This is a genomic window from Haloarchaeobius baliensis, assembly GCF_052060055.1.
GTDB lineage: Archaea > Halobacteriota > Halobacteria > Halobacteriales > Natrialbaceae > Haloarchaeobius > Haloarchaeobius baliensis.
Genome location: NZ_JBPPFR010000001.1, coordinates 264948 through 289469, shown reverse-complemented (window position 1 = coordinate 289469; position 24522 = coordinate 264948). Strand labels below are relative to the sequence as shown.

Genomic DNA, 24522 nt, shown 5'->3' with positions numbered 1-24522 from the left:
GTGTGTGGAATCACTTCCCGTCCGTCTGCCGCCGGAGACATCGAGGAGCGGTGGGACCTATCCGACCAGCTGAGCTAACGTGAACGCGCCGTACATCAGGACAGCACTCCGCATCCACGACCTGACGCTGAACTCGGTAAGCGAAGCGGCGATGAGGAACACCGGGAACGCGACGAGGCCGAGGACGAACTCATCGGGAAGGGGGACAACTGACTGCTGGACCAGCACATACCAGACCACTATTCCACCCATCCCAGCGACGAAGGCCTTCGTTGCGGTATCCGGGTTCATCGTAATTGTCTATATTCTACTCCGGCTCCTATATACAACTTAGTCCGTGGCGTGGCCATACAGTCGGTATATCGACTAAGTCTCCGACGCTAGGGTCCTGTTCGAGAGAGATACCGACCCCAGTCTGTTTTAAGTATCCGAGATAGTAATCAATGTCATAGTCGTAGCTTACGACCGAATAGGTTCTCGAGCTGGCGTAGTTTATCATGAAATCCGCAATCCCTTCTGCGACAGCCTTCAGCGTGATTGTGCCGCTCAAGACGTTGATGGCACTCTGCGGAAGGTATCGCTATATTCCCCAGACGATCGCCGCTCCAAGTGCCACCTTTCCGAGGGCATCCGCTACCTTTGTCAGTCTGAGCCAAAACCCGGAGTAGTAGTGAGGCCCATCGCAGACGTTGCATTCTCCATAGTCAGTTAGCGGGATGTTGCCTGACTCCTCGACTACTTCGGGAGGGTCTACAGACTCTACAGAGACGACGTTCGCATCCGCAGAGAGGGTGGATACGTCGTTCAATTCGGCGATATACGTTTCGCCTCTGGCTCCGACTCTTTCCATCGCTAGCGAACCTGTGCGATGGTGACTTTCGATGATGTATATGTCCTCACCACAGCGAAGTCTCGCAGTTCGAACTCGGCCATTATCCGAAATAGTCGTTATTTCAGTCGAATCGTCATCTGTGTCTCTAGGCGTCGTTCCAGCCGAAGAAATTCCGGATAGTGTAGTAACTCCTCCGATTGTGCCTAGCGTTTTGAGAACATTCCGTCGGTTGAAACCACTGTCAGTTTCTCTCATCGACACCTTCTTACAAATATATATTTTTATATTAATATATAGAAAATTATTAGTACGCACTGCCTATGGTGATTTTTGTTGGACATCCTAATTGTGTTCTAGGCCATCAGGAAGGTTTACCCGCAGGAGAGCAAACTCTCGGGTAACGTGACCGACATCCTGCTGACGAACGACGACGGCATCGACGGGGACGGGCTCGCGGCCCTCCGAGAAGAACTCCTGGACATCGGCGACGTGACGGTCGTCGCGCCGGCGGACAACCAGTCCGGCGTGGGCCGCAAGCGCTCGCGGTACACCACCCGGGAGTCCCACGAGTGGGGCTACGCCATCGCGGGGACGCCGGCGGACTGCGTGGCCTACGGTCTGCGGGGGCTGGACCGCGAGTTCGACCTCGTGGTGTCGGGCTGCAACCACGGGCCGAACATGGGCTCGTACGTGCTCGGGCGCTCGGGCACCGTCGGCGCGGCGGTCGAGGCGGCGTACCTGGGCACGCCCGCTGTGGCTGTCTCGGCGTACCACAACGTCGAGTTCTTCACCCACCCCGCCGAGGAGTTCGACTTCGGCGAGCCGACCCGCGTCGCGGGCGAGCTGACGAAGGCCGCGCTCGACGCGGGCGTCTTCGACGCCGTGGACATCCTGAACGTGAACGCGCCGTGTGACGCCACCGATCCACGCCTGCGGGTGACCCACCCGCACGACGACTTCGACGTGCGCGTCGAACACCGTGCCGTCGAGGAGGCCGAAATCGAGGAGCTACCCGTGGCGGTCGAGCCGGACGACGAACTGGTCGCGCTCAACGACAAGTTCTGGCCCCACGTGGAGAACTGGGAGAACCCGCTGACCGACGCCGACGAGGTGCGGGACCGCTACCCCGTCGGGAGCGACCGCCGGGCCGTCGTCGACGGCGAGGTGAGCGTCTCGCCGCTGACCGCGCCCCATGAGGCCGCCCACCACGAGAAGCTCGACGCTATCGTGGAGCAGCTGAACGCGTTGTGATTGGAGTAAGTAACATTGGATACACACCACACTAATTCCGACCAAGTACAACAGAAGTTACCCGAGCAATTTGGTGATGTTACTCATACTAGTAGTAATCATCGTCGAAGCCGGTTAGGTCGCGAATAGCGTCTGTCGGTTCAGAGCCAGCATCTCATTACAGTCAATCTTCGATCTCAGAACGTGGATAACGAGTATCAGGGGGGAGTTAGCTACCCAGAAGTCATGTTAGATGTATCTGGCCCGGCCAACCGTCATGCTTTCACAGGACCGTCAGCAACGGTCAAAACCTCACTGAACTGTATCAGGCTAAGTCAGCCCCACAATATTTTAAACTAAGATATCCCCAAGATACACTTTTATATCAACATATATTGGCCTTCTATTTCGATGACTCTCCGGAGGCATAGTAATCAAAGCTGTTTTATCTACCAGGGACAAAGAATGAATTATGTCAGATTATGGTTTATCTTCGTTCCGCCTAGGAATCGGTTTTTTAATATTATCAATCCAGTTCACATTATTGTTTGAAAATCCAAATACGCCTTTGGTTTATATGATTGCGGTAGTTGGCTTTTTATTGGTTATAGTATCATCAATATCGGAACTTTAGCAATTGTTTTCTATATTCAGAAGGGCGTGAGAGATGTTAAATAGAATAGTAAAAATATCAACCACCAGTAGTGCTGGAGTGTCATAAAGCCCCTTACCGGAACCTGCTAGATAAATAGCTCAGAAATACTATCTAAAATAAATATACAAGTATATAAGTAACACGTCACAATTAGAATTTGATGTGTCAGAAGAAAACTGATGGTCGGAGTCGCCGAGAAGTTTTAAAACTATCCGTAGCTTCCGCTGGAGGCATAATGACTCCCCAGCTCGTTAGTGGAAAAGAACAAAACGAACCAGTTCGGAGAATTAAAGGTTCGGTAGATGACCCGATAAACGAATCGGAGATTAGGCGTGAGCGCAGTGCGATACTGAATTCACTTAGAGACCAAGATCGGGTACCCCAATCTGTTGCTCTTAACTCTAGTCCAATAGCCGAAGATGAATTACTTGTAGGATATGCGATTACAGTTGAAAACGGTGTTCCAGTTGAAAAAACGTTCCCGGTTAAACAGGACATTATTTCTAAAACCACGGATAACTCTTCCCAGATGGTCCAAAGTTTAGTGCAGGAACAACATGATAGGGTAGAAGTATTTGTAGAAAATCATGAATCGAGGATATCACAGAGACAATCAAGAACGAGATCTAGTCCCAATTGGTCATTCGTGGGTGCAGTTGGAACGGATAAATGGGCCTATTTTGATCACGAGGGAACAACTTATCTCGCCGGGTGGGCAGATATGAATGTCGAAATTTACGAACTCCCAAGCATAAACTATGATCCTAATACTGATGACAACTACTTTGCTTGCAAAATATCAATGGCATTTCAGGACCCCGCTCATGATGGATCACAGGGATACGACTCCGACTGGCCGAATGGCAGCAGCTATTATAAAGGCCCCTACAATAATTATGCCGAGGTCGGCATGGATTGGAATCTGAATGATGCGTGGAACTCAAGTGACCTACAACAGTACAAACCTTCAAGCGGTCAATCTGGGAACTACAGCTATTCAGCGAGTATAACAGCAGCAGCGGCACCGTCGTCAACAATCGGTGTTAGCTATGATCCCAATGACATTACCAGGAACGCGCCGGATAGAACGGGCGATGAAGTGAATTGGAGTTGGTACTTCCCACACACTACTGACCCCACCGACGCAGAGGCAAGATGGAGTGATACATTATTATCTGTGGGGAGTTCGTGCAAATTATCCCAACCAATCGATGATCCCCGAGACAGAGATTTAGTAGATGTTTGGTATAAGCCCGAGTTCGAGGGAGAGCACATCCACCTCGATGGGTTTTCTGAATTTCCAAGTGCAACTCCGAACCTGAATACACCTATACAGTACAGGGATGTCGAAACTTAGTACGTCCATTTAGTACGGGGATCACACCCAATTTACTTCCTAATTTTTGTGGTTATTCCCATATTCTTTTATTTACATAATAATCGACGAGGGTCGCGTCGTAGTTGTCCGCCTGCACGGTGGCTTCGTTTCGGTGACGTGCGTGAAGTTCGGACAGCAGTAGCGCACGCCGGCCACCGACTGCGCGAACTCGACCTGCCTGCCGTTCACCAGCACCGAGCAGAACCGGTCGCGCTCAACGACAAGTTCTGGCCACACGTCGAGAACTGGGAGAACCCCATGACCGAGGCCGACTCCGTCCGGGACCGCTACCCCGTCGGAAGCGACCGGCGCGCCGTCGTCGACGGCGAGGTGAGCGTCTCGCCGCTGACCGCACCCCACGAGGCCGCGCACCACGAGAAGCTCGACGCCATCGTCGAACAGCTGAACCTGTCCTGACAGCAGCCCAACCCGTCTCGCAAAAACAGCCGGTGATAACCACTGAGATGGCGAAAAGTGATAGACGCCGGGGAGAAACCCGAGTAAACTATTTTAGCAATGCGTGTTACCTACGTCCATGGTTGGAAACAACAGGGTGGTCGACCGGAGAACGTTCCTCAAGATCAGCGGCGCGGGCAGCATCGCAGCGACGGCCGGCTGTCTCGGCCTCGGCGGCGGCGGAGGCGGTGGCGCGATCACGATCGGACAGCCAGCGGCCCAGACCGGCCAGTGGGACTTCCTGCAGCCCGGCGTCTCGAAGGCGACCGACGTGGCGGTACAGCACATCAACGACGCCGGCGGGCCGCTCGGCCGCGAGCTCAACCTCGAGCGCTCGGACACCTCGGTGAACCCGAACCAGGCACGCACCGTCGTCACGCAGCTCACGGAGAACCAGGACGCCATCGCGCTCCTCGGACTGTTCTCCAGCGAGCTGGAACCGCTGTTCGACTTCCTGCAGGAGCAACAGACCCCCGTGGTCACGCCGTGGCCGGGCTCGAACTTCCTCGACACGCGCGGCGGCGACCACGGCACCCCCGAGGACGTGAGCGACGACGAGTGGATCTGGCGGACCGTCATCAGCGACACCGTCCACACCGCCGGTGCGGCGCTGCGCGCGCTCGACGACGGCCACGACACCATGGGCATCATCAACGGTACCACCTCCGGGGCACGGAGCTGGGTGAACGGCTTCCGGAGCGCCTACGAGGCCAACGGCGGTACCGTCGCCGAACAGGTCGAGGTCGCCCAGGGCGAGTCGAACTACCAGTCCGCGCTCGAACGGCTGTTCCAGGCCGACTTCAGCGCGTTCGCGGTGAGCCTCCCGCTCGAGGACGCCATCACCCTCATGAGCGACTGGTCCGACGGCGGCTACGGCCGCCAGCCGGTCCTCTCCGACCCGCTCGCCCAGAACGACCTCGCCGACCAGGTCGGCAGCGACCTGAACGGCGCGTGGGCGGCCAGCCCCGGCGAGTCCGGGCCGAACTACGACGCCTTCGAGAGCGCGTACAACAGCGCCAGCGGCGACGCGGAGATCAACGCCTGGACGCCGCCGTCGTGGGACGCCACGATGGTCACCGCACTCGCCATCGAGCGCGCCGGCGAGGCCACGGCGGAGGCCATCGAGCAGAACCTCGGCCCCGTCTCGCGCGGCCCCGGCACCGAGGTCGCCACCTTCGCCGAGGGGAAGGAAGCGCTGGACAACGGCGACGAGATCAAGTACATGGGTGCCGCGACGCCCGTGACGTTCACCCAGTTCGGCAACGTCGTCGGCTCCGTCGTCATCAACGAGGTGCAGGACGGGGCGTTCAGCCAGGTGCAGACCATCCCCGCGGAGGACCTCCGCGAGTTCGTGCCGGAGGGCGAGTACTGATAGATGGGGCTCGCACAGAACCTCATCTTCGGGCTCGTCACGGGCTCGTACATCGCCATCGCGGCCATCGGGTTCACGCTCATCTACGGCATCGTGAACATGATCAACTTCGCCTACGGCGAGTACCTCACCATCGGCGCGTTCATCGGCCTGCTCTCGGCGAGCGCGCTGCCGCTGCCGCTGCCCGTGGCGGTGCTCGTCGCCATGGCTGGCGGGGGCGTCGCCAGCCTGCTGCTCGCGAAGGTGTTCTTCACGCCCATCAACCACACCGGTCCCATCCCGATGCTGTTGACGTCCATCGGACTCGGGCTCGTCCTGCGCAACGCCATCCGGCTCACCGCGGGCCGTAGCGCCCGGTACTACGACACCGACACGACGACGTGGCAGTTCCGGGACGTCCCCGACCTCAGCGTCGGTTCGGTCGACCTGCTCGGGGGCTTCTTCGTGACCTCCCAGCAGCTCGTCGTCGTCGGCTGTGCGCTCGGCGTGTTCCTCGTCCTCCACACCGTCCTGACCCGGACCGACGTGGGCATCGCGATGCGGGCGATGAGCGACGACGAGGCGCTCGCCCGCGTCCGCGGCATCGACACCCAGTTCATCCGCAACAGCGTCTGGGTGCTCGCCGGGATGCTCGCCGGCCTGTCGGGCGTGCTGCTCGGCATCCAGACGAACGTCAGCGTCTCGACCGGGTTCAGCCAGATCCTGCAGATCCTGTCGGCCGCCATCCTCGGCGGCGCGGGCAGCCCCTACGGCGCCATCGCCGGCGCGTACGTCATCGGGGTCGCGCTGGCGCTCTCGACGGCGTTCCTGCCCGCCTCGATGACGGGCATCTCCTCGGCCATCGCGTTCGCCATCCTCGTCGTCGTCCTGCTCGTCAAGCCCAGCGGCATCGCCGGCGCGGAGGTGCGTGAGGCATGAGCCTCGCCGACTCCCTGCCGGACCGCGACTCCGACACCGCGCTGGTGCTCAGCGTCGTCGCCGTGCTGCTCGGGCTCGCCATCGCGTTCACGCCCATCACGGCGTCGATTCCGGGCGACCTCTACGTGTTCTTCGAGGTCGGCATCCTGTTCGTGGTCTACGGTATCCTCGTGCTGGGGCTCGACCTCCAGTACGGCCACACCGGGCTCGTCAACTTCGGCCACGTCGTGTTCTTCGCGGCCGGCGCGTACACCATGGCGATGCTCAGTGCGGTGGACTCGTTCGAGGGCATCGCGCTCGGCTACCCGTGGCCCGTCGGGCTCGTCGCCGCCGTGCTCGTCGCCGGACTGCTCGGCGCACTCGTCGGCGCCACGTCGCTGCGCCTGCGCGGGGACTTCCTCGCCATCGCGACGCTCGCCACCGCCGAGATCTTCCACACCTTCTTCATCAACTTCACGCACATCTTCGGTGGGACCACCGGCATCTTCGGCGTGCCGACGCCGCTGTCGGACATCGCGGGCAGCCGCGACGTGACGCTCGTGGCGACGCTGCTGGTGTTCGGCGGCCTCACCGCGCTGACGTTCGCCATCGTCGCCCGGCTCACCGAGGCCCCGTACGGACGGGTGTTGCGCGCCATCCGCGCCGACGAGCTCGTGACCAGGGCCGTCGGCAAGTCGACGTTCCGGTACAAGATGGAGTCGTTCGTCTACGGCGCCGCCCTCGCCGGCTTCGCGGGAGCCATCTTCGCGATGTACAACGGCGCCATCTCGCCCGACTTCTTCGAGCTGCAGGTGACGGTGACCGTCTGGATCGGGATGCTGCTCGGCGGCGCATCGAACCACCGCGCGGTGCTCGGCGGGCTCGGCATCATCATGGGCCTGCGGCTGCTGTCCCGGTTCGCCCAGGGTCTCGCGCCCGTCAGCGCCGGCGACTTCGCGTCGCTCCGGCTCATCCTCGTCGGGTTCATCCTCATCCTCGTCATCAGGTACCGGCCCGCCGGCATCTGGGGCGACGAACGCGAGCTGGAGGTGGACTCGTGACCCTGCTCGACGTCGACGGCCTCGTCAAGCGGTTCGGCGGCCTGCTGGCCATCGACGACCTCTCGCTCTCGGTCGACGAGGGCGAACTCGTCGGCGTCATGGGCCCCAACGGCGCGGGCAAATCGACGTTCTTCAACTGCGTGAGCGGCGTGGTCCAGCCCGACGGCGGCACCGTCCGCTTCGACGGCACCGACGTGACCGGCACGGACACCGAGGTACTCGCCCGCGACGGGCTGGTCCGGACGTTCCAGCACACCCGCCAGCTCGACACGATGACGGTGCGGGAGAACGTCCGGCTCGCCGCGCCGGGTCAGCCGGGCGAACAGCCGGTTTCGGCGCTCCTGCGCACCGGCGCGATGCAGCGGACCGAGGCCGAGGTGGCCGAGCGCGCCGACGAGCTCATCGAGACGTTCGAGCTCGGCCGGCTCGCCGACGAGTACGCGAGCAGCCTCTCGGGCGGCCAGCGCAAGCTGCTCGAGCTCGCCCGCGTGCTGATGCTGGAGCCCGACCTGCTGTTGCTCGACGAACCGTTCGCCGGGGTGAACCCCACGCTCACGAACGAGATCGCTGACCACATCCGGAAGCTGAACGACGACGGGATGACCGTCGTCGTCATCGAACACGAACTGGAGACGCTGACCGAACTCGTCGACCGGCTGGTCGTGCTCCAGCAGGGCAGCCTGCTCGTCGAGGGCGAGCCAGAGGCCGTACTGAACGACGAACGCGTCATCGACGCCTACCTTGGATCATGAACGACGCATCGACGCTCGACGACGACGCGCCGGACGACACCCACAGCCCGCGGGACGACCACCTGCTCGACGTGACCGACCTCGACGCGGGCTACGGCGACCTCCAGGTGCTCTCCGACGTGGACATGCACGTCGACGAGGGCGAGTACGTCGCCATCGTCGGCCCGAACGGGGCCGGGAAGTCCACCCTGATGAAGTCCGTGTTCGGCCTCGCCGAGCGCATGGGCGGGTCCATCACGTTCGGCGGGGTCGACATCACCGACTTCCCGCCGGAGGAGGTCATCACGGTCGGGATGAGCTACGTCCCCCAGACCGAGAACGTGTTCCCGTCGCTCACCGTCGAGGAGAACCTCCGCATCGGCGCGTACATCCTCGACGACATCCCCGAGGAACGCAAACGGGCGGTGTTCGACCGCTTCCCCGTCCTCGAGGAGCGCGGCGACCAGAACGCCGGCACGCTGTCGGGCGGCCAGCAGCAGATGCTCGCCATGGGCGCGGCACTCATGCTCGACCCCGACCTGCTCCTGCTCGACGAGCCCTCGGCCGGACTCGCACCCGACCTCGTCGACGAGATGTTCGACCGCATCGACGAGGTCAACGCCGCCGGCACCTCCGTGCTGATGGTCGAGCAGAACGCCAAGGAGGCACTGCGGCGCTGCGACCGCGGCTACGTGCTCGCACAGGGCGAGAACCGCTACGAGGGCCCCGGCGACGACCTGCTGGACGACGACGAGGTGCGGCGGCAGTTCCTCGGCGGGTGAGGCGGTAAGCCTCTCGAACCGCCGCCCCTCATATTTTTATCCAGACCAGTCGTATCCCGGACAGATGCCCTCCACACGACGACAGCTCCTCGCAACGGCCGGGAGTGCCCTCCTCGGCGGCTGTGTCGGGTTCGACCCCTTCGGCTCCGGGCGCGGTGACCCACCGGCTCCGGCCCTGACCGAGCCGGCGGACTGGGCGCACCCGGAGTACGACGCCGGGAACACGCGGTCGGTTCCCGGGTACGCCGCGCCGGACGAACTCGGGAGCGACGGCTGGGTGGCCGAGTTCACCGAAATCGAGCCGACCGACGTCGCCGGGCCCGTGGTCGCCGACGGCATCGTGTACGTCGCAGTTTCCGGTATCCGACGGGGCCAGGAGGCGGAACGGCTCGTCGCGCTCGACGCCCGGACCGGCGAGGAACGCTGGCGGGTCTCGGGCGCGGGCAGCATGACCGCGAAACCCCCGATCGTCTCGGGCGAGACGGTGTTCTGGTTGTCGTCGGACGACGGGATACGCGCGCTCCATCCATCCGACGGTTCTGCCAGGTGGACGAGTGGTGCAGCCAACCACAGTCGCCTGATTCCAGCTCACGGACTCCTGCTGACCGGGCGTGGCTCGGTCGGTAACCCGTCGCTGGCAGCGCTCGACCCACGGACCGGGAACCGATACTGGAGCAGGAGCAACGGCGAGCGACGGTGGATACCGCTCGCGGCCGACGACGAGGCGTTCTACGCCAGGCTGGAAGGCGACGATGAGGAGCGCCCGGACGAGCTCCACGCTCTCGACCCTGCGACCGGCGACACCCGCTGGTCGACGCCGCGGGCGTCACCCAGAGCGGCGACGGTGCGCTCCGGCACGGTGTACTGTTCAACGGGACGGCCCGACGCACAGGAACTGCTCACGTTCGATGGGCAGGACCAGGAGGTCAGGTGGAACGAGACGCACGACCTACAGTTCGAACAAGACGACGGTAGTGGCCTCAACGCCGAACAGAACGTCGCCGCCGTCACCGACGACCTGCTCTTGCTCCACTACGACTTCCACGGCGCGATGCACGGCCGCATCGAGGCCCGCGATCCCGACACCGGCGACACGCGCTGGACGGTCGAGGAGACCGGCGACGAACCGGTGTCGCACGCCCCACCCGTCGTCGCAGGAGACCGCGTGTACCTCGTCCAGTGGCAGGACAGCGACGGGGACGAGATCGACAGCACGCTCCGCGTCCTCCACCGGAATCGCGGCGACGAACTGGCGCGCGTCGACCTGCCCGAACCGTCCGACATGCCGCCCGTCGTCGCGGGTGGTCGGCTGTTCCTCCGGACCCAGCCGAGCCACCGCAGCTTCGGCCTTCGAGTGCTGGAGTAAACCGTCAGAGCGACTGCTCGGTCCCGATTCCTTCCTCGGTCGCCGACTCGTACACCGCCGACGCAGCGGCCACGTCGAGCACCGCCGTGCCGACGCTCTCGACGACCAGGATCTCCTCGTCGGACTCCCGCCCGGCCTCGCCCTCGAACACCGCCGAGAGCGGAATCAGGTCCTCGGCAGCGAGGTCGGTCGCCAGCAGGTCGCCGATCTCCGCCACCTCCTCTGGCACGTCGGCGAAGACCCGGGCGGCCCGGTCGAACACCGCCGACTCCAGCTCCTGCATCTCGCCGGTGTACGCGCCGACTGCGACGACGAGCGTGCCCGGCGCGAGCGCGTCGGCCGGGAACACCGGCTCCGGGCTGGTCGTCGCCGTCACGACGACGTTGGAGTCCCCGACTGCCGCCTCGGCCGAGTCGACCGCCTCCGCCGGGATGTCGTGCTCGCGGAGGTCGGCCGCGCAGTCGTCCCGCGAGTCGCTCGGCGAGTAGATGCTGACCGACTCGACGTCGCAGAGCGCCGCGATGGCCCGGGTCTGCCAGCGCGCCTGCGTGCCCGCGCCGAGCACGCCCACGCGGAGCGGTTCTTCGGCCGCCAGCTCGCGCGCCGCCAGCCCGCCGATGCAGCCGGTCCGGGCGTTCGTGATGCGCCCGCCGTTCATGAACGAGACGGGCTCCCCCGTCCGGGCGTCGGCGAGCACGACCTGCGCGTGGATGGTCGGCAACCCGCGCTCGGCGTTGCCACCGTGGACCCCCACGAGCTTCGTCGCGAAGTACGGCTCGCCGTGGACGTACGCGGGCATGGCGAGGCCCATCCCCAGCGGCTCGGGTCCGTCGAGTCCCGTGCCGACGTCGTAGTGCGGGCGGTCCGGGCGTTCGACCTCGCCACGGCCCTGCTTCACGAGCGCGTCCTCCACCACCGGCGCGAGCGACGGGAGGTCGATGAGAGCGGCGACCTCGTCGTCGGTGAGTACGAGTACCATGTCCGGGGAGTTGCCGGGTGTCGTGTTAACTGTTTGTGGGTGGACTCCCGACCCCGGACAGCCGGGTGGCGCGCGGCTGGCGAGCGTGCCGAAGGCCGCGAGCAGACGCTCGTGCGAGGGACGCGCATCGCAGCGGAGCGAGAAGCGCAGGAGGCTGGGGAGGTCTGAGGTGCGGTGCTGTCGTGCGGGACTGAAAGGGGCCGCCGTCTCGGCGAACCCCGGCGAAGCAAGGACCGCAGCGGAGCGAGGACCGCAACGAGCCGCGGGAGCCGAGACGGCGGGGGCTTTCTGGCTGTCGTCGTCACCATCGAGTCTCGCACCCAGCCGATTCCGAACCACTCGGGACTCGACTCACTTCGTCAATCGGGCGTTGTAGTACACCTCGTGGTGGTGCTCGACCTCGCTCACCGACCACGGCGTCCCCACGCAGATGTCCCGCAGCCGGGCGGGCGAGAACAGCAGGAAGTGCAATGTACGACCCAGCATCCGTTCACCGGACTGCGGCTCGTACTCGAAGTGGAAGGTGCGGTGCGCGAAGCCGTCCCGGGGGTCGGGCCGGTAGCCGAACAGCGCCGAATCGACCAGCGTCGGGTCGTAGTTGTCCACCTGCGCGGTGGCCGCCTCGTCGGTGATGTGGGCGAGGTCCGAGAGCAGCGAGCGCACGCCGGCCACGGAGTGCGCGAGGCCGATCTGGGTGCCGTTCAGCAGCACCGACCGGAACCGGTCGCGCTCGAAGGGCAGGTCGAACATGTCGGCGACGGCGACGGACTCACAGCCCCGCTCGCGGGCCGCCTGCACAGCGCCGGGGCTCACGTCGACGCCGAGCACCTCCGACCCGCGGTCCTCGAAGAAGCGGACGTGCTGGCCCGCGCCGCAACCGAGGTCGAGCACCGGGCCGTCGAACGCCGCGAACCACCCGCGCCGGTCGTCGTCCCAGTCCTCGTGGCTCCCGAAGTAGTTCTCCGCGATGTGGCCGTCCATCCGGTCGTCGCCGTCGACGTACCGACAGTCGCCGAGGTCGCCGCGCTGGTAGTCCCGCATCGCCGTGCCGAGTGCATCTGCTGCCATACACATGAGCTAACACACCCCAATTGTAATAAGAATGTAATGAAAGATGGTAACACCCCACACCTGTGGACGTGTCGCATGCACATATCGACAGACTGCGTCCGGTCTCCGACCGACAGACCCAGACAACGGCCGGGAGACATGTCTCTCGCATTCCCGACCAGTGTGCAGTGGTAGCATCCCAGAAGACGGCGGTCACCAACGAACCCACCGGCCGCAGCCGCCTCGCTCGCCGGCTGATCGTCCGACTGCGACGACAACGTCGACTAGAAACCCGAGACGAGATTACCCGAACGGCCCGCCACCGCCGCCCATGCCGCCCATGCCGCCACCGCCGCCGCCCTGCTGTTGCATCTTCTTCATCATGCGCTGCATGTCGCCGTCCATGCCGCCCTGGAACTGCTTCAGGGTCTGCTCCATCATCTTGTGCTGCTGGAGCAGCTCGCGGATCTTCTCCTCGGGCTGGCCGGAGCCCCGGGAGATGCGCTCGACCTGCGACTGGCCGACCGAGCGCGGGTTCTCCATCTCCTCGTCGGTCATCGAGTCCATGATGACCTCGAAGCTGCGCATGCGCTCCTGGGTGACGTCCATCGCGTCGTCGGGCAGCTGGTCCTTCAGCCCGCCACCGCCGAAGCCCGGGATCATGTCCATCACCTGGTCGAGCGGACCCATGCGGTTCATGGCGTCCATCTGCTTCTTCATGTCCTTCAGGGTGAACTGGCCCTGGAGCATGTCCTCGGGGTCCCAGTCCTCGTCCTCCTCCTGGGTCTCCTCCATGGCGCGCTCGACGCGCTCGACGAGCGAGCCCAGGTCGCCCATACCGAGCAGGCGGGAGATGAACCCCTCCGGCTCGAAGCGCTCGATGTCCTGGACCTCCTCGCCGGTCCCGAGGAAGGCGATGGACGAGTCCGTCTCGTTGACGGCGGTCAGCGCACCGCCACCCTTCGCGGTCCCGTCGAGCTTCGTGATGACGACGCCGCCGATGCCCACGGACTCGTCGAACTGCTGGGCCTGCTCCTTGGCGCCCTGCCCGATGGCCGCGTCGAGCACGAGCAGCGAGATGTCCGGCTGGACGACCGACTCGATCTCCTCGATCTCGTCGATGAGGTCGTCCTCCAGCGCGTGGCGACCGGCCGTGTCGACGATGTGGACGTCGGCGTCGTCGGTCGCCTCCAGGCCCTTCCGGGCGATGTCGACCGGGTCGTCGTTGTCCGGGTCGCCGTAGAAGTCGACCTCGGCGCGCTCGCACATCTGCTTCGCCTGGTCGTACGCCCCCGGACGGAACGTGTCCGTCTGGATGACCGCCGGGCGGAGGCCCTTCTTCGAGAACCACCACGCCATCTTCGCCGCGGAGGTCGTCTTCCCCGACCCCTGCAGACCGGCGAGCATGATGGTCTGTTCCTCCAGCGGGAGCTCCGTCGAGTCACCGATGAGGTCGACCAGCTCCTCGTAGACGATACGGAGGACGAAATCGCGGGCCGGCGTGCCCGACGGCGGCTCCTCCTCGAGTGCGCGCTGTTTGATGTTGTCCGACAGCTCCATCACGAGGGAGACGTCAACGTCCGCCTGCAGCAGCGACCGCTGGATCTCCTTGACGACCTCCTCGACGTCCTCCTCGGAGATGCGTGACTTCCCGCGGAGTTTGTCGAGGGTGCCTCGGAGAGAGCTCCCCAAGTCGTCGAGTACCATTATCGGATACCCGTACGTGGCTCCCGCCTAAAGGCCTTTTTCTCGCCGGAGCGCTGTCACACGACGGCACGCCGGCGGCGAGGAATCGCGAGCAACCCCTCGATTTGACTACCGAAACTGGCTTCTGGGACCGCTTTTATCCCCGGTCGTCGTAGCGCCGTGTGCAGTCTGTCGCCAGCTGTCATCCCATCCCCACTTCCATCATCCCGATGGCATCCTGGCGATGCATCTCTCTTTCCGCGAGCCGACCGCAGAAACGGGCCCTCGCTACTCGTCGTCGCCGAGCAGCCGTGCCACGACGACCTCCGGGTCGAACCGCTCGAGGTGGTCGTAGCCCTGTCCCGTCCCGAGGAAGAGGATGGGCTTGCCCGTGACGTGGGCGACCGAGATGGCCGCGCCGCCGTTCGAGTCGGCGTCGGCCTTCGTCAGGATGGAGCCGTCGATGGTGACGGCGTCGTCGAACTGCTCGGCGCGCCGGACCGCGTCCTGCCCCGCGACGGCCTCGTCGACGAACAGCGTCATGTCCGGCCCGACGACGCGCCCGATCTTCTCGAGCTGGTCCATCAGCCCCTCGTTGGTGTGCAGGCGGCCCGCCGTGTCGCCGAGCACCACGTCCACGTCGTTCGCCTCGGCGTACTCGACGGCGTCGTAGATGACCGCCGCCGGGTCGCCGCCCTGCTGGTGGGCGATGAGCTTCCGGTCGAGCGCCTCCGCGTGCTCGGCAATCTGCTCGTTCGCACCCGCACGGTACGTGTCGCCGTTCGCCAGCACCGACGAGTAGCCCCGCTCCTCGAGGTAGCGGGACATCTTCGCGATGCTCGTCGTCTTCCCGACGCCGTTGACGCCGGTGAAGATGATGACCAGAGGCTTGTCCGCCTCGGCGATGCGCTGGTCGAAGTCGAACTGCCCGACCGAGATGACCTCCAGCAGCGCGTCGCGCAGCGCGTCCTCGACGATGCTGCCGGTCGAGGTCGTGAAGCTACGGCGCTCGCCGACGAGCTCCTCCTCGACGCGGTCGAGGATCTCCTCGGCGACGCTCATCTCCACGTCGGACTCGAGCAGCGCCATCTTGAGGTCCCAGAGCGGCTGTTCCAGGTCCTCCTCCTCGATGACGAACTTGCCCGTCGCCGCCGCCTTCATCTTCGCGCCGAAGCCCGTGGACTTCTCCTCGTCCGCTGCGGGCTCCTCGTCCGCGACCGGCTCCGCGTCGGCCGGCTCGGGCTCGACGTCCGTCGTCTCCGCGACCGGCTCCTCGGCGGACTCGGCAGCCGACTCGGCGTCCTCGGTCTCCGGGACCGGCTCTGCCGCCGCGGCCTCCGCAGTCTCGCCCTCGGGAGCCTCGGTCGCCGCGTCCTCGGCCTCCTCCTCGGCGGCCTTCTCCTCGGCGGTCTCCTCGACGTCGTCGCGGAAACTGCCGAGTTTCTCCTTCAGGCTGTCGAACATCGCTTACTCGTCGCCGTCTTCCTCGGCCTGCTGCTGCTGGGCCTGCTGCATCTGCTGCTGGAGCTGCTGCTGCTGGGCCTGCTGGGCCTGCTGCTGGAGCTGCTCGTTCTCGCTCTCCAGCTCCGCGATCTCGCCCTGCACGTCCTCGATGCGGTCGTCGACGGTGTCCTTCTTCGCCTCGAGCGTGTCGATGGCGCCGTCCTGGTCGCGCTCCGCGGCGTAGCCGCCGCCGAGACCGACGACGATCTCGTCGATGTCCTCGACCGTCGCGCGGATGTACGCGTCGCCGCCGAGCGGCACCTGCACGACCGAGTCCGTCTCCAGCGTCTCCAGGGCCTCGATGGCCTCGTCGATCTCAGTCTGCTCGTCGCGGAGGTCGGAGACCTCGCCCTCGAGCTCCTCGATCTCCTGCTGGATGGCCTGCATCTCCTGCTGGAGCTGCTGCATCTGACCGCCGCCACCGCCCATCATTGTGCCTCGACCTCCGTGACCTCCATCTGCGTCCGCTTGAGGTTGTGCTTGCTGCCGAACGTCGCGAACGTGCGCTCACGTGCCACGTTCTCGTTGGGCGCGTCGACCGTCGTCTCGAAGGGGCGGTCCCCCTCTCGTGCCTGGAACGTCCCGCGGACAGTAAACTGACTCATGGCCGCTACTCGGTCGGGCAGATGGAAGAATGTTCCCTTCTGTTCGCGTGCGTGTCGAATTGAAGTGGTGTTGTGGAAGCAGAGTCGAGGTGACTTCGACGGGGAGGACTGGTCCCGACAACAGCCAGAACGCCCCCGAGGCACTCGGCTCCCGGGCCTGGCGAGACTCCTCCGTCGTCTCGCTGCTCTCCGCTCGCAGGCTCGCGGAGACCTCGCTGCGCGCTTCACTCCGTTCCAGTGCTTGCTTCGGCCGGGTTCACCGGAAGACTCCGTCTTCCGAGCCTCCACTCGCTGCGCTCGTGGAGACGCCGACCGCCTCGCCCCTTTCAGTCCCACCCACGCACAGCACCGCACCTCACACCTCCCCAGCCTCCTCCGCTTCTCGCTCCGCTGCGATGCTCGTCCCTCGCGCGCTGGAGGCTCGACGCGCTCCCTGCGGTCGCGCAGTCTCGCCAGCGCGCGCCGGTGGTGAAAGTACACACTACTCGGAAACTCCCAGGCAGAAATCGACGACAGAAAGCCGAAACTCAGTCAACGAGGCCGAGCGCGTCCTCGATGCGCCCGAGCTCGGGGCCGGTCGTGTCCTCGCCGGCGACGTAGCCGTAGTCGTTGACGACGAGCCCGGAGCCGACGAGCGGCGCGCCGTAGTTGACGGTGCCGACGTCGGCCGGGACGCCGAGCAGTTCCTCGAGCGCGTCGAGCTCCTCGTCGGTCGACTTGGGGTGACAGAGCACGCCCTTGTTCGTCGCGACGGCGGCGGTGCCGACGGTGCGGACGCCCGCGAGGTCGCCGCGCTCGACGGGCACGTCGAGGGTGTCCTCGACGACGGCGACGGCCTCGTCCGAGAGGTTCGGGTGGACGTACGCGCCGGTGTCGTTGGCGAGGATGATGTTGCCGGCGGCGTTGTGCCGACCGGGGAGCTCGCCTAACTGTCCGTCGATGGCGTCTGCGATCCGCTCGCGCTCGTTGTCGCGGATGCGGCTGGTGACGACCAGCCCGTTGGAGTTACCCGCGGCGAGCGCGCCGACGGTCGAGGAGCCGGCGACGTTCGTGGGGATGGCCGGGACCTCGAGCTCGTCGGCGAGCTGGTCCTGGAGGGACTCGTCGAGGTCGGGGCGACACAGCAGACAGGTGTCGGTGGCCCGCGCGAACACGCCGACGTAGGGAGACCCGGCGAACGCGGTCCGTAGCACGGCTGCGTTACTCCGCGTGTTCGGCTTCCACGATCGACTCGCCGTCCTCGTCGAAGCGGGCGGCGCGAACGCGGAGCTTGCTCGGGGGCTTCTTGCGGCCGCGCGACCAGACCGCCTCGTTGATGGAGGGGTCGAGGCGCACGGCGTCGCCGTCGACGCTGAAGTGCTGTGCGAGGTGGTCCCGGATGAGGGACATCGCCTTGTCGGCGCGCTTGTGCTTGGCCTCCGCGTTCACGTCGCGGAGCGGCACGGTGATGACGCGCTCTTCGAAGTCGTTCGCGCTCATTATTCGTCGGTGTCGTTACGCCGCCAGTTCCGGCGCTTGTAGTTGCGCTGGGTCTCCATGTCGGTCTTCAGCATGACCCATGCAGGCACCCGGCTGTTCTGTCGCTCGAGCTTGGCGAGGCGCTTTTTCTTCGCCTTCGACTTCTTACCCATAGTGCCCGCAGATACCCCGCCCGCGTTTATAGTGTTGTTCTTTTCGAGCCGCCACGTGGGCCGGTGCGGTTCGGGCTCGCCGGCGCAGGTCGAGCCCGGTCGCCGGCGCCGCGGCGGTGGGTGCTACAGCGGGAACCGGGAGACGGTCTCGTACTCCGGCCCGTCGTCGGTCAGGGTGCTCTCGGTCAGGCGGACCTCGTCGACCGCCATCGAGCCGGCCGACGGGTCGGTCTCGCGGACCACCTCCTGCACCAGCTCCTTCCCGCCGGCGTGGCGCATCCGGCCGAGGGTGACGTGGGGCGTGAACGTGTGGTCCTCCGGGGAGAAGCCGATGGCCGTCGTCTCGGCCTCGATGCCCTCGTGGAGCGCCACGAGTTCGTCGGCGCCGTCGTCGACCCCGAGCCAGACGACGTTGATGTAGTCGAGCGAGGGGAAGACGCCGAGGCCGCCGAACGTCGCCTCGAACGGCTCGACGTCGGCCCGGTCGACGCCCGCCGCGACGGCGTCCTCGACCCGACCGAGGCGGGCGCCGCTGACCTCGCCGAGGAACTTGAGCGTGACGTGGACGCTCCCGGGGTCCGTGGGGTCCAGCCCGCTGGCGTCCGCGAACCGCTCCTGCACCGACGCCACGTCGTCGGCGAGGTCCGGGGGGAGATCGACACTGACAAACAGTCGCATGGCCCACCAGATGCCCGACTGCGACTTGAAACTATCTTCCGTTCAATCGCACGCAGAGAGCGGGTTCTCCCCCCGTCTGCACGTCGCAACCCTTACCCGTCCGGACCGCCAACCGCGGTGTATGACCGACGAGGAGCGAAAGCACGAGTTCTCCGAGGGTCAGGGCTTCTCCGACCCGTACGAGGGCTTCGACCTCGACCCCCCAGAGCTGGGCGTCGACCCGAGCAAGGTCGACCCCGTCGACTCCCGCGTCGTCACCGACATGCTCGACCGGGAGAACCTCGACAGCGGCAACGTCGACGCCGACGCCCTCATCGACGTCGGCCTGAACTACATGGGCATCAACCGCCACGAGCAGGCCGCCGACGCATTCGAGCGCGCCGCCCGCTTCGCCGACGACGAGCTCGTCGAGCAGGAGGGCTGGGTGAACAAGGGCGTCGCCCACGCCGAGATGGAGGAGTGGGACCAGGCCATCGGCGCGTATCAGGAGGCCCTGCACATCGACGACGACTCCGAGCACGCCGCGAGCGCCGAGACGAACCTCGCCTACGCGCTCTGGGAGTCCGGTGACGTGTCTCGCGCGCTCGAACACGCGGAGCGAGCCGTCGAACTCGACTCGCGGTTCGGCCAGGCGTGGTACAACCGGGGCTTCTTCCTGCTCGAACGCGGGCTCGCCGAGGACGCGCTGAACTGCCTCGACAACGCCATCCGCCTCGGTATGCGTAACGCCGACGTACTGGAGGAGAAGGCCCGCGCGCTGGAGGAGCTGGACAGACATCAGGAGGCCGAGGAGGTCGCGGAGGAGGCAGAGGCCATCCGCCGCCAACAGGAGCAGGAACTCGTCGACGGATGATCCTCAACGAACGACGCACCGAGGAGGGGCTGCTCGTCTCCGTCTGCGACCCCGACGTGCTCGGCGAGACGTTCGAGGAGGGCGACCTCTCGCTCACCGTCACCGAGGAGTTCTACGCCGGCGACGAGGTCGACGAGGACGCCGTGGTCGACAGCCTGCGTCGGGCCAGCGTCGCCAACCTCGTCGGCGAGCGGTCGGTGCGCGTCGCCATCGACGCCGGCGTCGTCGACGAGGCGAACGTGCTGACCATCGAGGACACGCTCCACGCGCAGCTGCTTCGGCTCGGGTAGCGCAACTTCTTCGGCCCGGGAGCCACCTGCTTCGACCCGGCGAGCGACAGGTGGACCGACCGCCGGTCGGGTAAGGCCGCGTTACCCACGCCGGGCACCCGACCGCCGGTCGGGACGAACCACCCGTGCCCCGCGAGAACGTCCCGCACGGAGCGCAACGCGGGCCGCTAGAGGAAACGTTAACCCGACCGGGCTGGTTGCTTGCGGCATGAAGGTTCTCGTAACGGACCCCATCGCGGACGCGGGTCTGGACGTGCTCCGCGACGCGGGGCACGAGGTCGAGACGGCGTACGACGTCTCCGGCGACGACCTGCTGGAGGCAGTGAGTGATGCGAACGCCCTCGTCGTCCGGTCCGGAACGGAGGTCACCGAGGACGTGTTCGCGGCGGCCCCCGACCTCGTCATCGTCGGGCGGGCCGGCATCGGCGTCGACAACATCGACATCGAGGCCGCGACCGACCACGGCGTCATCGTCGCGAACGCGCCCGAGGGGAACGTCCGTGCGGCCGCCGAGCACACGGTCGCGATGGCCTTCGCCACGGCGCGCTCCATCCCGCAGGCGCACATCCGGCTGAAGGGCGGCGACTGGGCCAAGGGCGACTACCTCGGCACCGAGGTCAACGGCAAGACCCTCGGCGTCGTCGGCCTCGGCCGCGTCGGCCAGGAGGTCGCCAAGAAGTGCGGCTCGCTCGGCATGGACATCGTCGCGTTCGACCCGTACATCAGCGAGGAGCGCGCGGACCAGCTCGGGGCCGAGCTCGTCGACCTCGACGGCTGTCTCGACCGTGCGGACTTCCTCACCGTCCACGTCCCCCTCACGGACGAGACGGCGGGGATGATCGGCGAGGCCGAGCTCGCCCAGCTCGAGGGCGGCTACGTCGTCAACTGCGCCCGCGGCGGCGTCGTCGACGAGCCCGCGCTCGCCGAGGCGGTCGCGGACGGCGTGGTCGCCGGCGCGGCGGTCGACGTGTTCGCCGAGGAGCCCGTGAGCGAGGACAACCCGCTGCTCGACGTCGACGACGTGGTCGTCACGCCCCACCTCGGCGCGAGCACCGAGGCCGCACAGGAGAACGTCGCGACCTCGACCGCCGAGCAGGTCGTCGCCGCGTTCGCCGGCGAGCCCGTGATGAACGCGCTGAACGCCCCGTCCATCGACGAGACGGCGTTCCCGCGCGTCCAGCCCTACATCGACCTCGCAGAGACCGCGGGGAAGGTCGCCGCACAGCTGCTCGACGACCGCATCTCGAACGTCGAGGTCGTCTACCAGGGCGACATCGCCGAGGAGGACGTCGACTTCGTCACCGCCAGCGCGCTCAAGGGCGTGCTCCAGCCGCTCGAGTGGCAGGTCAACGCCGTGAACGCCCCGCGCATCGCCGAGGAGCGCGGCATCGACGTCACCGAGTCCAAGACCCGCTCGGCCGAGGACTTCCAGAGCCTCGTCACCGTGAAGGTCGCCGACGGCGACAGCGAGGTCTCGGTCTGTGGCACCCTGTTCGCCGGCGACGACCCGCGCATCGTCCGCGTCGACGGCTACCGGGTCGACGCGATCCCGCACGGTCGCATGGTCGTCGCGCGCAACGCCGACGAACCGGGCGTCATCGGCCTCATCGGGAGTGTCATGGGCGACTACGACGTCAACATCGCGGGGATGTTCAACGCCCGCGAGACCATCGGCGGTGAGGCGCTCACCGTCTACAACGTCGATGGCGAGGTACCCGAGGCGGCCATCGAGAAGCTGCTCGCCGACGGCCGCATCATCGAGGTGCGCCAGATCGTCCTCGACGAGGACTGAAGCGCCGTTCTACTCGACCCGTTCTGCAGCACCCCGACACGCCTCGAAGGTCTCCTGTGACCACTGCAAGGCGACCGGGTCGTCGGCTATCGCCACGGCGCCGAGCACGCCGCGCTCCCGGTCGAATCCGAGCACCACGAGCGTCTCGTCGTACACGGCCAGGTTCACCGGTAGCTCGTCGTGCACGAAGACGGTCGTCGCGCCGCCGTCATCGGCGTGTGTAGAGAGCGGCCCGTACGCCGCGGTGAACTGGTCGTACATCTCGCGAGGGAGTAGCCAGTCGACGGTGACGCCAGAGCGGAGCCGGTCGAACATCGCCTCGGCAAGCGCAGGCGAACCGAGACCGTCGGTCATCCCGAACATCCGCTCGCGGGTCCCCTCGATGACCGACTGCATCCGGTTCTCGATGCGGTAGGGGACCGACTCCAGCGGCGCGACGACCTCGGCGTCCGCGAACCGGGCGGCGAGGTCGACGAACGCTGGGTTGTCGACGTACTCGAGCAGGGGCTGGAGCCGTGCCGTTCCCTCCACGCCGGCCACGAACTGCTGGCTCTGGGCAAGGACTGCCGCGCCTTCACCAGTGATCCGGTACCCACGGTCCGTCCGTTCGAGGAGCCCCTCCTCGCGCAGGTCGGTGGTGGCGCGGTACGCGGTCGACCGCGAGCAGCCTGCCCGTTCGGCGATCTCGGACCTGTCGACCGGCCCGTCGTGGCAGGCCTCGAGGATGGGCCCCCAGCTCAGCAGCGCCACCGTGTCGTCGACAGCCGTCGCATCCATCCCTGTCGATTCACGGCAGCGCACATAACAGTTCACCGCTGAAAGATCGTCTCAGTCCAGGAAGAACGGATAGCTGTGTCATCCCACCGGGGCCCGTCGTGCCCGTGTCCGTATTTCGAACGGTGCCGGTCCTCGGGCTGGTGGCAGCGGTGCTCGCGTTCGTCGCGCTCGGCGCGTGGCGGCGGGAGTGAAAGGGGCGGGGACCCACAGACGGCCCCGGACGACTCGCCTCGCTCGTCGGGCGTCGACTACAGCGACAGCGCGCGCCTGAACCGGTCGACGAGCGTCTGGCCACCGTCGGTCCGGATATCGCGGTCCTCGTCGGCGTCATGGGCCGCGAGCGCGGCCTCGTACTGCTCCCGCATCGCGCTCACCTGCGCCTCGCGGGCCGCCAGGTCACGTTCGAGCACGGCCACCTGTGCGCGGAGTGCGGCCGGGTCCGTTCGGGTTCGGTCGGTGTCGGTTTCCTCGCTCGGTTCCTTCCCCAGCAGGGCCGCCGTCAGGTCGGGTTCGGCGTTTCGGGACACGGACCCGAAACTACGGTCACACGGTACAAAAATCGGCGGCAGACTCCCGACCGACGGCCGTCTGACTGGCCGGTGGAAGTGGTCCCGCTCAGCTGCCGAGGTGGTCGAGCACGCCCGCGGTGTCGCCGGGCACCGGCTCCGGGTCTGCACCGGCCGCGGCGGCCGCGTCGGGGTCCTTCAGCAGGTGCCCCGTCGTCAGACAGACGACGCGCTCGTCGTCCGCCACGTCGCCGCGCTCACGGAGCTTGCGGAGGCCCGCGAGGCTCGCGGCGGAGGCGGGCTCGACGCCGACGCCCTCGCCCGCGAGGTCGCGCTGGGCCTGCGTGATGGCGTCGTCCTCGACGGCGACGGCGGTCCCGCCCGTCTCGCGGATTCCGGGCAGGGCCTTCGGCGCGTTGACCGGGTTGCCGATGCGGATGGCCGTCGCGACCGTCTCGACGTGGTCCCAGCGACGCGTCTCGTCGGCACCCTCCTCGATGGCCTCGACCATCGGGGCCGCGCCGGCGGCCTGTACGCCGGTCAGCTTCGGCACCTCGTCGCGGTCCATCGCGCCGGCCTGCACGAGCTCGCGGAAGCACTTGTACAGCGCCGCCGTGTTGCCGGCGTTGCCGACGGGGAGGACGATGCGGTCCGGGTACTCGCCGTAATCTTCCTTGTGGGCTTCGAGGATCTCCAGCCCGATGGTCTTCTGGCCCTCCAGCCGGAAGGGGTTGAGCGAGTTGAGCAGGTACGCCTCGCCCCTGTCGGCGAGGTCCTGCACGATGTCGAGGCAGGTGTCGAAGTTGCCGTCGACCTCGAGGATGCGCGCGCCGTGGAGGCTGGCCTGGGCGACCTTCCCGGCGGCGACCTTCCCGGCCGGGAGGAGCACGAGCGTCTCCAGCCCGGCGCGGGCGCCGTACGCCGCCAGCGCGGCGGAGGTGTTGCCGGTCGAGGCGCAGGCGAGCCTGCCGACGCCGAGCTCCTGGGCGGTCCGGACGCCGACGGTCATCCCGCGGTCCTTGAACGAGCCGGTGGGGTTCATCCCCTCGTGCTTGATGCGGAGGCTCTCGACGCCGACCTCGTCCTCCAGCCGTGGCACGCGGTGGAACTGCGTGTCGCCCTCGGGCAGGGAGACGCCCTCCTCGAAGGGGAGTGCGGCCGAGTAGCGCCAGACGCCACGACCGTCGAACGCGTCCCAGGTCGGGAGCTCGTCGTAGCGTACCTCGAGCAGCGAACCGCAGTCGCAGGTGTACCGGACCGATTCGAACGGCGCGTACGCGTCACCGCAGTCGATGCATTCGAGCCAGACGCCGTCGACGGCGGCGGGCGGTGCCGACGGTGCCTCGGCCGAGAGCGAGAGCGAACTCATTGTCGGGGGGTAGCGCTACGCGGGGAAAAAGACGCAGGTTCGT

The 24522-nt window shown here is 66.1% G+C and carries 27 protein-coding genes; 12 read left to right on the top strand and 15 right to left on the bottom strand.

Annotated elements, in window-relative coordinates:
- Positions 1-57: 57 nt before the first annotated feature.
- Together ACSG06_RS01455 and ACSG06_RS01450 are read right to left on the bottom strand one after the other, a co-directional pair.
- Positions 58-291, bottom strand: coding sequence for a hypothetical protein (locus tag ACSG06_RS01455; RefSeq protein WP_440988481.1), 234 nt, complete (start codon positions 289-291; stop codon positions 58-60).
- A 289-nt stretch (positions 292-580) separates the two neighbouring features.
- Positions 581-1087, bottom strand: a complete 507-nt coding sequence (locus ACSG06_RS01450; RefSeq protein ID WP_440988480.1) for a hypothetical protein — start codon at positions 1085-1087, stop codon at positions 581-583.
- Positions 1088-1234: 147 nt separating this feature from the next.
- Here ACSG06_RS01450 and surE point away from each other — a divergent pair, with 147 nt between their 5' ends.
- The 9 genes from surE to ACSG06_RS01405 all read left to right on the top strand — a co-directional run bounded on the left by surE (position 1235) and on the right by ACSG06_RS01405 (position 10760).
- The gene (gene surE / locus ACSG06_RS01445) at positions 1235-2083 is read left to right on the top strand and encodes a 5'/3'-nucleotidase SurE (protein WP_440988479.1); all 849 of its coding nucleotides are present in this window, start codon (positions 1235-1237) and stop codon (positions 2081-2083) included.
- A gap of 869 nt (positions 2084-2952) precedes the next feature.
- Positions 2953-4074 (top strand): hypothetical protein, encoded by a 1122-nt coding sequence (locus ACSG06_RS01440; protein WP_440988478.1) that lies wholly within the window; start codon positions 2953-2955, stop codon positions 4072-4074.
- A gap of 279 nt (positions 4075-4353) precedes the next feature.
- Positions 4354-4512, top strand: a complete 159-nt coding sequence (locus ACSG06_RS01435) for a hypothetical protein (protein ID WP_440988477.1) — start codon at positions 4354-4356, stop codon at positions 4510-4512.
- 118 nt (positions 4513-4630) lie between these two features.
- Positions 4631-5923, top strand: coding sequence for an ABC transporter substrate-binding protein (locus ACSG06_RS01430; RefSeq protein ID WP_440988476.1), 1293 nt, complete (start codon positions 4631-4633; stop codon positions 5921-5923).
- A gap of 3 nt (positions 5924-5926) precedes the next feature.
- Complete coding sequence (locus ACSG06_RS01425; RefSeq protein WP_440988475.1) at positions 5927-6841, top strand: branched-chain amino acid ABC transporter permease; 915 nt, start codon at positions 5927-5929, stop codon at positions 6839-6841.
- Positions 6838-7881, top strand: coding sequence for a branched-chain amino acid ABC transporter permease (locus ACSG06_RS01420; protein WP_440988474.1), 1044 nt, complete (start codon positions 6838-6840; stop codon positions 7879-7881). The genes ACSG06_RS01425 and ACSG06_RS01420 overlap by 4 nt, the downstream gene beginning before the upstream one ends.
- Positions 7878-8633 carry an ABC transporter ATP-binding protein gene (locus ACSG06_RS01415; protein ID WP_440988473.1) on the top strand — a complete coding sequence of 252 codons (756 nt, stop codon included), beginning with the start codon at positions 7878-7880 and terminating at the stop codon, positions 8631-8633. Before ACSG06_RS01420 ends, ACSG06_RS01415 begins: the two co-directional genes overlap by 4 nt.
- A complete protein-coding gene (locus ACSG06_RS01410) occupies positions 8630-9394 on the top strand; it encodes an ABC transporter ATP-binding protein (protein WP_440988472.1) in 765 nt (254 codons plus the stop codon). Before ACSG06_RS01415 ends, ACSG06_RS01410 begins: the two co-directional genes overlap by 4 nt.
- Positions 9395-9458: 64 nt before the next feature.
- Positions 9459-10760 (top strand): outer membrane protein assembly factor BamB family protein, encoded by a 1302-nt coding sequence (locus ACSG06_RS01405; protein ID WP_440988471.1) that lies wholly within the window; start codon positions 9459-9461, stop codon positions 10758-10760.
- A gap of 4 nt (positions 10761-10764) precedes the next feature.
- On the opposite strand, the gene ACSG06_RS01400 is transcribed toward ACSG06_RS01405, so the two are convergent.
- From ACSG06_RS01400 to thpR, 10 genes are all read right to left on the bottom strand, one after another.
- Positions 10765-11739 (bottom strand): ornithine cyclodeaminase family protein, encoded by a 975-nt coding sequence (locus ACSG06_RS01400; protein WP_440988470.1) that lies wholly within the window; start codon positions 11737-11739, stop codon positions 10765-10767.
- A 351-nt stretch (positions 11740-12090) separates the two neighbouring features.
- Positions 12091-12807 (bottom strand): class I SAM-dependent methyltransferase, encoded by a 717-nt coding sequence (locus tag ACSG06_RS01395; RefSeq protein WP_440988469.1) that lies wholly within the window; start codon positions 12805-12807, stop codon positions 12091-12093.
- A gap of 285 nt (positions 12808-13092) precedes the next feature.
- On the bottom strand, positions 13093-14496 hold the full coding sequence (locus ACSG06_RS01390; RefSeq protein ID WP_440988468.1) for a signal recognition particle protein Srp54: 1404 nt from the start codon (positions 14494-14496) through the stop codon (positions 13093-13095).
- Between the two features lie 267 nt (positions 14497-14763).
- The gene (ftsY, locus tag ACSG06_RS01385) at positions 14764-15939 is read right to left on the bottom strand and encodes a signal recognition particle-docking protein FtsY (RefSeq protein WP_440988467.1); all 1176 of its coding nucleotides are present in this window, start codon (positions 15937-15939) and stop codon (positions 14764-14766) included.
- 3 nt (positions 15940-15942) lie between these two features.
- Positions 15943-16410, bottom strand: coding sequence for a prefoldin subunit alpha (gene pfdA, locus ACSG06_RS01380; RefSeq protein WP_440988466.1), 468 nt, complete (start codon positions 16408-16410; stop codon positions 15943-15945).
- The gene (gene rpl18a / locus ACSG06_RS01375) at positions 16407-16583 is read right to left on the bottom strand and encodes a 50S ribosomal protein L18Ae (RefSeq protein WP_440988465.1); all 177 of its coding nucleotides are present in this window, start codon (positions 16581-16583) and stop codon (positions 16407-16409) included. Before rpl18a ends, pfdA begins: the two co-directional genes overlap by 4 nt.
- A 527-nt stretch (positions 16584-17110) precedes the next feature.
- Positions 17111-17776 carry a translation initiation factor IF-6 gene (locus ACSG06_RS01370; protein WP_440988464.1) on the bottom strand — a complete coding sequence of 222 codons (666 nt, stop codon included), beginning with the start codon at positions 17774-17776 and terminating at the stop codon, positions 17111-17113.
- A 7-nt stretch (positions 17777-17783) separates the two neighbouring features.
- Positions 17784-18062 carry a 50S ribosomal protein L31e gene (locus tag ACSG06_RS01365; RefSeq protein WP_089732351.1) on the bottom strand — a complete coding sequence of 93 codons (279 nt, stop codon included), beginning with the start codon at positions 18060-18062 and terminating at the stop codon, positions 17784-17786.
- Entirely contained in the window at positions 18062-18214 is a 153-nt protein-coding gene (locus ACSG06_RS01360) for a 50S ribosomal protein L39e (protein ID WP_089732352.1), read from the bottom strand. The genes ACSG06_RS01365 and ACSG06_RS01360 overlap by 1 nt, the downstream gene beginning before the upstream one ends.
- 123 nt (positions 18215-18337) lie before the next feature.
- Positions 18338-18892: an RNA 2',3'-cyclic phosphodiesterase gene (gene thpR, locus ACSG06_RS01355; RefSeq protein WP_440988463.1), complete on the bottom strand. Its 555-nt coding sequence runs from the start codon at positions 18890-18892 to the stop codon at positions 18338-18340.
- Between the two features lie 121 nt (positions 18893-19013).
- On the opposite strand from thpR, the gene ACSG06_RS01350 reads away from it, so the two are divergent.
- The 3 genes from ACSG06_RS01350 (at position 19014) to serA (ending at position 21827) form a co-directional block, all read left to right on the top strand.
- Positions 19014-19745, top strand: coding sequence for a tetratricopeptide repeat protein (locus tag ACSG06_RS01350; protein WP_440988462.1), 732 nt, complete (start codon positions 19014-19016; stop codon positions 19743-19745).
- Positions 19742-20035, top strand: a complete 294-nt coding sequence (locus ACSG06_RS01345; RefSeq protein WP_440988461.1) for a DUF424 domain-containing protein — start codon at positions 19742-19744, stop codon at positions 20033-20035. Before ACSG06_RS01350 ends, ACSG06_RS01345 begins: the two co-directional genes overlap by 4 nt.
- A gap of 208 nt (positions 20036-20243) precedes the next feature.
- Complete coding sequence (gene serA / locus ACSG06_RS01340) at positions 20244-21827, top strand: phosphoglycerate dehydrogenase (RefSeq protein WP_440988460.1); 1584 nt, start codon at positions 20244-20246, stop codon at positions 21825-21827.
- 9 nt (positions 21828-21836) lie between these two features.
- On the opposite strand, the gene ACSG06_RS01335 is transcribed toward serA, so the two are convergent.
- The 3 genes from ACSG06_RS01335 to thrC all read right to left on the bottom strand — a co-directional run bounded on the left by ACSG06_RS01335 (position 21837) and on the right by thrC (position 24479).
- On the bottom strand, positions 21837-22604 hold the full coding sequence (locus ACSG06_RS01335; RefSeq protein WP_440988459.1) for a helix-turn-helix transcriptional regulator: 768 nt from the start codon (positions 22602-22604) through the stop codon (positions 21837-21839).
- 248 nt (positions 22605-22852) lie between these two features.
- Positions 22853-23131: a hypothetical protein gene (locus ACSG06_RS01330; protein ID WP_440988458.1), complete on the bottom strand. Its 279-nt coding sequence runs from the start codon at positions 23129-23131 to the stop codon at positions 22853-22855.
- 88 nt (positions 23132-23219) lie between these two features.
- The gene (thrC, locus tag ACSG06_RS01325) at positions 23220-24479 is read right to left on the bottom strand and encodes a threonine synthase (RefSeq protein WP_440988457.1); all 1260 of its coding nucleotides are present in this window, start codon (positions 24477-24479) and stop codon (positions 23220-23222) included.
- Positions 24480-24522: the final 43 nt, after the last annotated feature.

Coding starts and splice junctions, on each gene's coding strand:
- ACSG06_RS01440 (WP_440988478.1), top strand. CDS start 2,953: ATGACTCCCCAGCTCGTTAGTGGAAAAGAACAAAACGAACCAGTTCGG.
- pfdA (WP_440988466.1), bottom strand. CDS start 16,410: ATGATGGGCGGTGGCGGCGGTCAGATGCAGCAGCTCCAGCAGGAGATG.
- ACSG06_RS01455 (WP_440988481.1), bottom strand. CDS start 291: ATGAACCCGGATACCGCAACGAAGGCCTTCGTCGCTGGGATGGGTGGA.
- ACSG06_RS01410 (WP_440988472.1), top strand. CDS start 8,630: ATGAACGACGCATCGACGCTCGACGACGACGCGCCGGACGACACCCAC.
- ACSG06_RS01365 (WP_089732351.1), bottom strand. CDS start 18,062: ATGAGCGCGAACGACTTCGAAGAGCGCGTCATCACCGTGCCGCTCCGC.
- ACSG06_RS01360 (WP_089732352.1), bottom strand. CDS start 18,214: ATGGGTAAGAAGTCGAAGGCGAAGAAAAAGCGCCTCGCCAAGCTCGAG.
- ACSG06_RS01420 (WP_440988474.1), top strand. CDS start 6,838: ATGAGCCTCGCCGACTCCCTGCCGGACCGCGACTCCGACACCGCGCTG.
- thrC (WP_440988457.1), bottom strand. CDS start 24,479: ATGAGTTCGCTCTCGCTCTCGGCCGAGGCACCGTCGGCACCGCCCGCC.
- serA (WP_440988460.1), top strand. CDS start 20,244: ATGAAGGTTCTCGTAACGGACCCCATCGCGGACGCGGGTCTGGACGTG.
- ACSG06_RS01390 (WP_440988468.1), bottom strand. CDS start 14,496: ATGGTACTCGACGACTTGGGGAGCTCTCTCCGAGGCACCCTCGACAAA.
- ACSG06_RS01435 (WP_440988477.1), top strand. CDS start 4,354: ATGACCGAGGCCGACTCCGTCCGGGACCGCTACCCCGTCGGAAGCGAC.
- ACSG06_RS01405 (WP_440988471.1), top strand. CDS start 9,459: ATGCCCTCCACACGACGACAGCTCCTCGCAACGGCCGGGAGTGCCCTC.
- ACSG06_RS01425 (WP_440988475.1), top strand. CDS start 5,927: ATGGGGCTCGCACAGAACCTCATCTTCGGGCTCGTCACGGGCTCGTAC.
- rpl18a (WP_440988465.1), bottom strand. CDS start 16,583: ATGAGTCAGTTTACTGTCCGCGGGACGTTCCAGGCACGAGAGGGGGAC.
- thpR (WP_440988463.1), bottom strand. CDS start 18,892: ATGCGACTGTTTGTCAGTGTCGATCTCCCCCCGGACCTCGCCGACGAC.
- ACSG06_RS01400 (WP_440988470.1), bottom strand. CDS start 11,739: ATGGTACTCGTACTCACCGACGACGAGGTCGCCGCTCTCATCGACCTC.
- ACSG06_RS01350 (WP_440988462.1), top strand. CDS start 19,014: ATGACCGACGAGGAGCGAAAGCACGAGTTCTCCGAGGGTCAGGGCTTC.
- ACSG06_RS01395 (WP_440988469.1), bottom strand. CDS start 12,807: ATGGCAGCAGATGCACTCGGCACGGCGATGCGGGACTACCAGCGCGGC.
- ACSG06_RS01430 (WP_440988476.1), top strand. CDS start 4,631: ATGGTTGGAAACAACAGGGTGGTCGACCGGAGAACGTTCCTCAAGATC.
- ACSG06_RS01345 (WP_440988461.1), top strand. CDS start 19,742: ATGATCCTCAACGAACGACGCACCGAGGAGGGGCTGCTCGTCTCCGTC.
- ACSG06_RS01450 (WP_440988480.1), bottom strand. CDS start 1,087: ATGAGAGAAACTGACAGTGGTTTCAACCGACGGAATGTTCTCAAAACG.
- ftsY (WP_440988467.1), bottom strand. CDS start 15,939: ATGTTCGACAGCCTGAAGGAGAAACTCGGCAGTTTCCGCGACGACGTC.
- ACSG06_RS01335 (WP_440988459.1), bottom strand. CDS start 22,604: ATGGATGCGACGGCTGTCGACGACACGGTGGCGCTGCTGAGCTGGGGG.